Source organism: Streptomyces sp. NPDC048255, from assembly GCF_040652415.1.
Lineage (GTDB): Bacteria > Actinomycetota > Actinomycetes > Streptomycetales > Streptomycetaceae > Streptomyces.
In genome coordinates this window covers 1-6,645 of sequence record NZ_JBEZMA010000118.1, presented here as the reverse complement: position 1 = coordinate 6,645, position 6,645 = coordinate 1, and the positions used below count along the sequence as shown (strand labels likewise).

At 76.1% G+C, this 6,645-nt stretch carries 3 protein-coding genes; 2 read left to right on the top strand and 1 reads right to left on the bottom strand.

Annotated features, from left to right (window positions below):
- Nucleotides 1-60 precede the first annotated feature (60 nt).
- Entirely contained in the window at nt 61-549 is a 489-nt protein-coding gene (locus AB0D94_RS37490; protein ID WP_362062360.1) for a hypothetical protein, read from the bottom strand.
- A 204-nt stretch (nt 550-753) separates the two neighbouring features.
- Here AB0D94_RS37490 and AB0D94_RS37485 point away from each other — a divergent pair, with 204 nt between their 5' ends.
- The gene (locus AB0D94_RS37485) at nt 754-1,620 is read left to right on the top strand and encodes a DUF4132 domain-containing protein (RefSeq protein WP_362062357.1); all 867 of its coding nucleotides are present in this window, start codon (nt 754-756) and stop codon (nt 1,618-1,620) included.
- Nucleotides 1,621-1,730: 110 nt separating this feature from the next.
- Nucleotides 1,731-6,645 (top strand): DNA-binding protein (locus AB0D94_RS37480; protein ID WP_362062363.1); only part of this gene is annotated, 4,915 nt, incomplete at its 3' end.

Genomic DNA, 6,645 nt, shown 5'->3' with positions numbered 1-6,645 from the left:
ACACTCCCCGCTATCCGTCAGCGGCATACCGCTCTCGATGTGACCAGCGAAGATAACGGGTCAAGCTGTCGCAGGTACAGATACCATGTGGTCGATGTCCATCTTGGCGGCCTCGGTGACGACCACCCCGTCGTACAGGCTCTTCCAGGTCCCGGACACGGCCCGGCACTCCGTGTCCTGGGTGACGCCGGCGCCGTCGCGCCGCAGCACCGTCTCCCGGGTGTCGCACTTGTTGCCCTGCTCGGCCCAGTGCGTGAACTTGGCGCGGCTGTAGCCGGCCATCGTGCCCACCGGGGCGACCCTCAGCGCCGCCAGCTGCGTACGGGCCACGGCGGCGTCGACCATGCCCGGCAGGACGTCCGCACCGGCCGGCTTGCCGTCGGCGGCGGGCGGCGCGGCCGGTGGCGCCGGTGTGGCCGGTGCCGTCCGCGAGGCGGAGGGCTTCCCGTCCGGGCCGCCCGGCGCCGACGGTCCCGAACAGCCGGCCGCCGAAACCAGCAGCAAGGCCGCTGCCAGAACCGCACCAGGCACCTGTATCTGACGTCCCATAACCCCGCCCCGAGCCGGCCCCGCTTCGCGCACTGTCCCCCGAAGCCTACCCAGAACCGGACAATCAACCGGACGGTGACCCTCCGTCGGGCATTGTCAGTGGCTCTCGCTAGTCTCCCGGCATACCGCAGCTCAGGGGGTCTGATTCCCCCTGTTCACAGCTGCGCGGATCCGGTCGGGACAGGCGGGGAAGGGCACGAGCTGATGGCATGGCTGGCGGCGGGCGAGGGGTACGAGATCGCCCTGGTGGAAGGGCGGGTGGCGGCGCGGTCCGCCACCGGCCGGTCGGCGGGACGGCAGTTGAAGACCCTGCCCAAGGCGTTGAAGGACCATCCCGAGGTGGACCGGCTGCGCCGGCTCGCCGAATGGCTCGACCGGCACGCGGCGGCCTGCGTGGCCCAGGTCGACACCTGGATGGTGTCCTCGCTGCCCGTTCCCACCGCGCTGCTCGCCCGGGTGTGGCGGGACGAGGCCTGGCAGAGCGCCCTGCGCGACCTGGCCGTCGTCGGCGACGACCCGGACGAGGTGGGCTTCCTGCGGGACGCCACCGACTCGGGTGAGCTGAAGGTGGTCAACCTCGACGGCGAGACCGTACGGCTCTCCCCGCGCACGGTGACCCTGCCGCACCCGGTGCTGCTGCCCGACCTGGACGACGTACGGGACTTCGCGGCCGAACTGGGCATCGTGCAGCAGGTCGAGCAGATCCACCGCGCCACCTGGACGAAGCCGGCCGGCCTCGCCGCCACCGCCACCGAGGTCCGCGACTACGCGGGCGGCGTCTTCCCGACCCGCTTCGGCCTCGCCGCCCGGGCGACGAGCCTCGGCTACCGGGTCTCCGGCGGCTACGCCACCTGCAAGGTGCGCGACACCGGCCGCGGTACGGAGGCGGCCGTCTGGATCGGCGAGCCGTACTACGAGGACGAGACGAGCACCGGCGGCCTGAACTGGCACGACGAGGACGGCCGGGCGGTGCGCCTGGCGGAGGTCGGGCCGGTCGCCTGGTCCGAGGGAATGCGGATGGCCGCGGCGCTCTACGCCGGGCGCAAGATCGAGGAGGGCGGGAACGCGTGAACACCGACCAGACGCACACGAACACGGGCACGGGCGCGGGAGCGGACGTCCTTCCGGACGGCGCCTGCGCCGGGGCCGGCGAGGCCGAACTGCTCCTCAAGGCCGGGGCGGTGCTCCCGTCCGGCACCACCGGCGCGGGCCCCGGCGCCGTCGACCTGACCGCCCGCTCCTACCGTCACCCCGCCCTCGGCGAAGACCGAGTCGTCGTCCGGCTCGCCGCCGCCGAACTGGGCGCGGCCGAAGACCTCGCCGCAGGCTTCCTCGGACTCGTGCGCGACGAGGGCGAGCCGCCCGTCGTCGGACTCGGCCAGCGCCAGGCACTCGGCTTCCCCGAGTGGGTCCTCGTACACCACCCCGAGGACGGCCACCACGCCCTCGCCGTCGTCCCCGAACTCGACCGGATCGCCCGCCAGGTCAAGACCAAGCCCAAGGCGGCCCTCGACGCCTGCCACGAACTCGCCGGGCGGCTCGCCGCCTCGGTCCCGCACTTCCTGCCCGTCTACTACGAACAGGCCGCCCGAACCTTCCTCGCCGTGGAGAACACCACGTACGCCGCGCAGCTGTTCGGCCGCGCCCGTACCAGCGAGGCCCAGCACGGCCTGCGCATCGACGAGGACCGGCTCGACGCCGTCTTCCTCGAATTCGCCCTGGCCGGCGCCCTCCCGGTGAAGGTGCTCACCGGCTACGGCAAGGAACTCGCCGTCCGCGTCGCCCCCGCCGAGGCCCACGAGCGCTTCCGCCGCCTGTGCGTACGCCGCACCGCGGGCGGACTGCCGCCCTCCGCGCAGGCCGCCGTCGAACTGCGCCGCCTCGCCCGCGCCGCGGGCCGCACGGGCACCGAGCCCGAGCAGGAGTACCTCGCCGACCTGCTGCCCCTGCCCGCCACCCTGCGCGCGGCGCCCGGCTGGTGGAAGGCCCACCGCGGCGCGCTCGTCGCCCTGGCCCGGCGGGTGCCCGCCGCGCGCGGCACGCTCCTGGAGCTGACCCCGCCCGGCGGCGACGACGACCTCACCACCCTGTGGCTGGAGATCCTCGAGGAGTCCGGCGCCACCGCCGGACTCGCCTCCGGGGAACTGCCCGCCGAGCAGCGGTGCGCCGACGGAACCGCCGGCTGGCTCGAACGCTTCCACGCCGCCCGCCACACCGGCTGGGGCCTGCGCCCCACACCCCCCGTCCTGCTCACCCTCGTCGAACGCTGCGCCGGGCAGCTGCGCACCGAACTCGCCCGGCCCGGCCGCGAGACGGGCCTGCGGGTGGGCGTAGAGGACGCCGACCTCCTCGACCTGCTGCTCGCCCTGGACATCCCGGTCGCCGACCCGCGGACCGGTCCCGAGCGGCGCAGGCACCGGCAGGACGAGCTGAACCTGCGCGACTGGGCCCGCGCCGACCAGCGGCGCGACCTGGTGGCACTGGCCGCCGACCCGCGGTTCCACCCCGCCTTCCACCGGGCCCTGGACGCCCTCGGCGACGCCTCCGCCGACATCGTCCAGCGCGTCGCCGCCGCTCCCGGCGGCCGCCCCCTGCTGGCCGAGTGGATGAGCCGCGTCGCCCGCGCCTCCACCGCCGCCGGCCTGCCCGGCGTCCCCGAGGCCATCCAGCGGCTGACCTGGCTGCCCGCCGAAGCCCTCGAACTGGCCCCCGGGGAAGTGGCCGAAGCGACCGCCGCCGACCTCGGCGAGACCCTCGCCCGCACCCTGCGCGCCGGCCTCTTCGAGGAACTGGCCTGGCCCGCCTGGGAGAGCGCGGTCGCCGACCTGACGCCCGGCCAGGGCCGGCAGGGCCTGACCGTCGCCGAGGCCTGGCCGTACCTGATCGTCGCCAACCAGACCCAGGTCCGCGTCATCGACGCCGACTCCACCGTCCTCACGCACGACCTGCGCGTCCCCACCGGCAGCGCGTACCGCTACGGATTCCACTTCGTCGACGGCGACCTGCTCGTCTTCTGGTCCGCGTGGAACGCCGGCCGCACCGAGGGCTACTGGGTGTCCGCGCCCGGCACCGTCTTCACCGTGGACACCGCCCGCAACCACTGGTCGCTGCGGTCCGACCACCTCTCCCTGCCGCTGCCCGGCGGCGGCCGCACCACCGGCGGCGGCGTCCTGCACCGCGGCGACACCAGCCTGCCCGACGAGCGGCGGGTACTGTCCGACGGCACCTCCTACTGGGTGTGGCAGGGCCGCGACCGGACCGCCGACGACGCCGAGAGCGGCTGGCGCGAGTACGACCCCGCGAGCGGCTCCCACGGCCGCTTCTCCCTGCCCCGGTTCCTCGCCGAGCGGCCGCAGGGCCACCCGGCGGACGCCGTGGAGACCGGGCACTCCGGCTGGCTGCGGCCCGCGCCCACCGTGGCGGGCTCGGTGCTCGGCGCCCCCGTCGACGGCCTGCTCGGCTGGCGCCCGGTACGCCTCCCCGGCCACGGCTGGACCGCCTCCGACACCGGCGGCCGCACCGTCACCCTCCCCGAAGGCCGCGACATGCCCCTGGCCGCACTGGCCTTCCCGGGCGACGACCGCCCGCGCACCCTGTCGCAGCACTGGCGCCAGCTGAGCCTGACCGACCCGGACGGCGTGGTCACCGCCCAGACCCGCGGCGACCACCGCGGCGTCTGCTTCGCCACCGGCAGCGTGGACCTGCCGCCGCTCTCCCACTGGTACGCGCTGCGTCCCCGCGACCCCGAGGGCTCGGCCGCGCTGCGCACCGCCGACCGGGAGACCGTCGGCGCCCTCCTCAAGGCCGCCGCCGCGGCCGAGAAGGCCGCCGACCTGCCCGGCCTGGTGAGCGCCGCCCTGCCCGCGCTCACCGCGCCCCAGCTCGTCGGCGGCGTCGTGGAGGTCCTGCGCTTCGCCCTCACCCAGCAGAAGGCCCTGGACGAGGTCGCGGCCCGGCTCCAGCCGGGCGCCGCGGCCGCCGGGGAAACCGTCCAGGGGCCCACCGACCGGCTCCTCGACGAGGCGCTGCGCGGACTCACCGGGTCCGGCTACTACCGCTGGGGCGCCGACACCGACGCCGCCCACCGCACCCTGCGCGAACTCGCCGCCGCCAGCGCGCACACCGAGGCCGCCGGGGTCCCCGGCCGGCTCCACTTCGACGTGCCCGCGCTGCCGTACTCCTCCCTCCCGTGGACACCCCTGCTCGACCAGCCCGCCGCCGTCGCCTACCGCGCCGTCGCCGTCGGGACCACCGACGAGCAGCGCGCCGCCCTGGTCAGCCTGCTCGGCGCGGTCGACGCCCTCGGCCTCGGCTCGGCCGAAGGCTCCGCCGGCCGCTGGCGCCGGGTCCTGCTCCACCTCGACCAGCGCCACCTGCGCACGCCCGACGGCCAGGAGCGCAGCCTGCACCAGCGCGGGCTGCTCCCGCTCGGCGGCGGCGCCGTCCTCGCCACGACCGAGCACAGCGAAGCCGTGCCCGACGGGCACGAGTTCGGCGCCCTCCTGCACGACCCCACCGGACGCTTCACCGCGCCCGAGCCGTACACCCTGCGCGGCGGCGACGCCCCGCTGGGCGACCCGGAACGCGGCGCCGGCTGGCTGGCCGCCTTTCTGGCCGAGGCCGCCGACCGCGGCCCGGCGCCCTTCGTGACCGAGGCCGCCGAGGAGTTCGCCCGACTCACCGGAGTCTCCGGAGCCCTGGCCCGGCTGGTGCTCGCGGGACTGCCGAACATCGACAGCTACGAGCACAACTTCCTGCCCGCCGAGCTGCGGACCGCCCTCGGGGTCAAGGCCGCCCTCGCGGCGCAGGCGCGCGACGAGCTCAAGGGCCTGGACGCCGCCGTACGGCGGGCCGTGGTCGCCGCGCTGCTCCCCGCCGACCCCGCACAGCTGTGGACGCGCGGGCCCGACGTGGCCGCCGCCGCGGAGGAGTGGAACCGGCGCGTGGGCCGCCGTACGCCGGTCCCCGACTGGCTGCTGGCCGAGGCCACCCGGGCCGTGCGCGGCGCCTGGTCCGCCCACCGTGCCCTGCCCGCCGTCCTCGACCCGGCGGCCTCCCGGGCGCTCTCCGTCGACGTCGGCTGGACGGTCCGGGGCGACCACGTGGAACCGGCCGAGCCGGCCACCGAGCCCTTCACCGAGTCGGTGCTGACCGGAACCATGGCCCTCACGGCCTGGCTCGCGCACCGGCTGCCCGCGGGCGACCCCGTACGCGCCGCTCTGCCGCCCGCGCTGACGGCCGTACGGCAGCGCCTGGCCGCACCCGGACTGATGCTCAGCATCGGGCACTTCACCAGCCTGTCCGACTTCCGCAAGACGGCGGGCACCCCGACCGAGACCGGCGAGGGCTACGAGCGGTACGGCGCGGTGATCATGGCCACGCACGACGGCCAGCCCCGGCCCGCCGTGCGCACGGCCCTGCTCGACTCCACCGGATCCGACCCCTACCTGCCGGTCCTGCGCGGTGACGACCAGCAGCCCCACGGGACCGAGACCGCCCTGCGGCTCGCCCACGACCCGCGCTTCGCCGCGCTGCTCGCCGACCCGGGCGCCCCGGCGGCCGGAACCGTCGACAAGGACGGCACCTGGTGGCCGCAGGACCCGAGCCGCTCCGTACCCGAGCTGGTGGCGGAGGTCAGCGGCGCGTACGGCCTCGGCGCCGACGCGGCCGCCCTGTACCTCGCGCTGCTCGCCATGCCCGACCCCACCGACCGCAACACCGCGCGCTGGACCGGCTGGAAGCCGGCCCGCCTCAAGACCGCCCGCGCGGAACTGGCCGCCACCGACCTGGTGGTCACGGCCAGCCGCAGCCGGGCCGGACGGACCCTGTTCCTGCCGGGCGGATGGGCCGAGATGGCCTCGCCGACGCTGCCGGTCGAGCGGTGGAAGCTCCCGATGTACGGTCCCGCCCCGCACGGCCTGCTGGTCCCCGGGGAACCGGCCGCGGAGCTCTACCGCCGGGCCTGGCAGCGGGTCCGCGAGGGCGACGTACCGCGCTTCGAGGAACTCAAGGTGAAGCGCACCCGAAGCCGCCGCCGCGGCCCACCCGGGCTACGCCTCCAGCAACCTGCACGCCGGCGCGGCCACGCTGGAGGGC

What these genes read in the sequence shown, in the direction of transcription:
- AB0D94_RS37490 (WP_362062360.1), bottom strand. Translation starts at nt 549, where the DNA reads ATGGGACGTCAGATACAGGTGCCTGGTGCGGTTCTGGCAGCGGCCTTG.
- AB0D94_RS37485 (WP_362062357.1), top strand. Translation starts at nt 754, where the DNA reads ATGGCATGGCTGGCGGCGGGCGAGGGGTACGAGATCGCCCTGGTGGAA.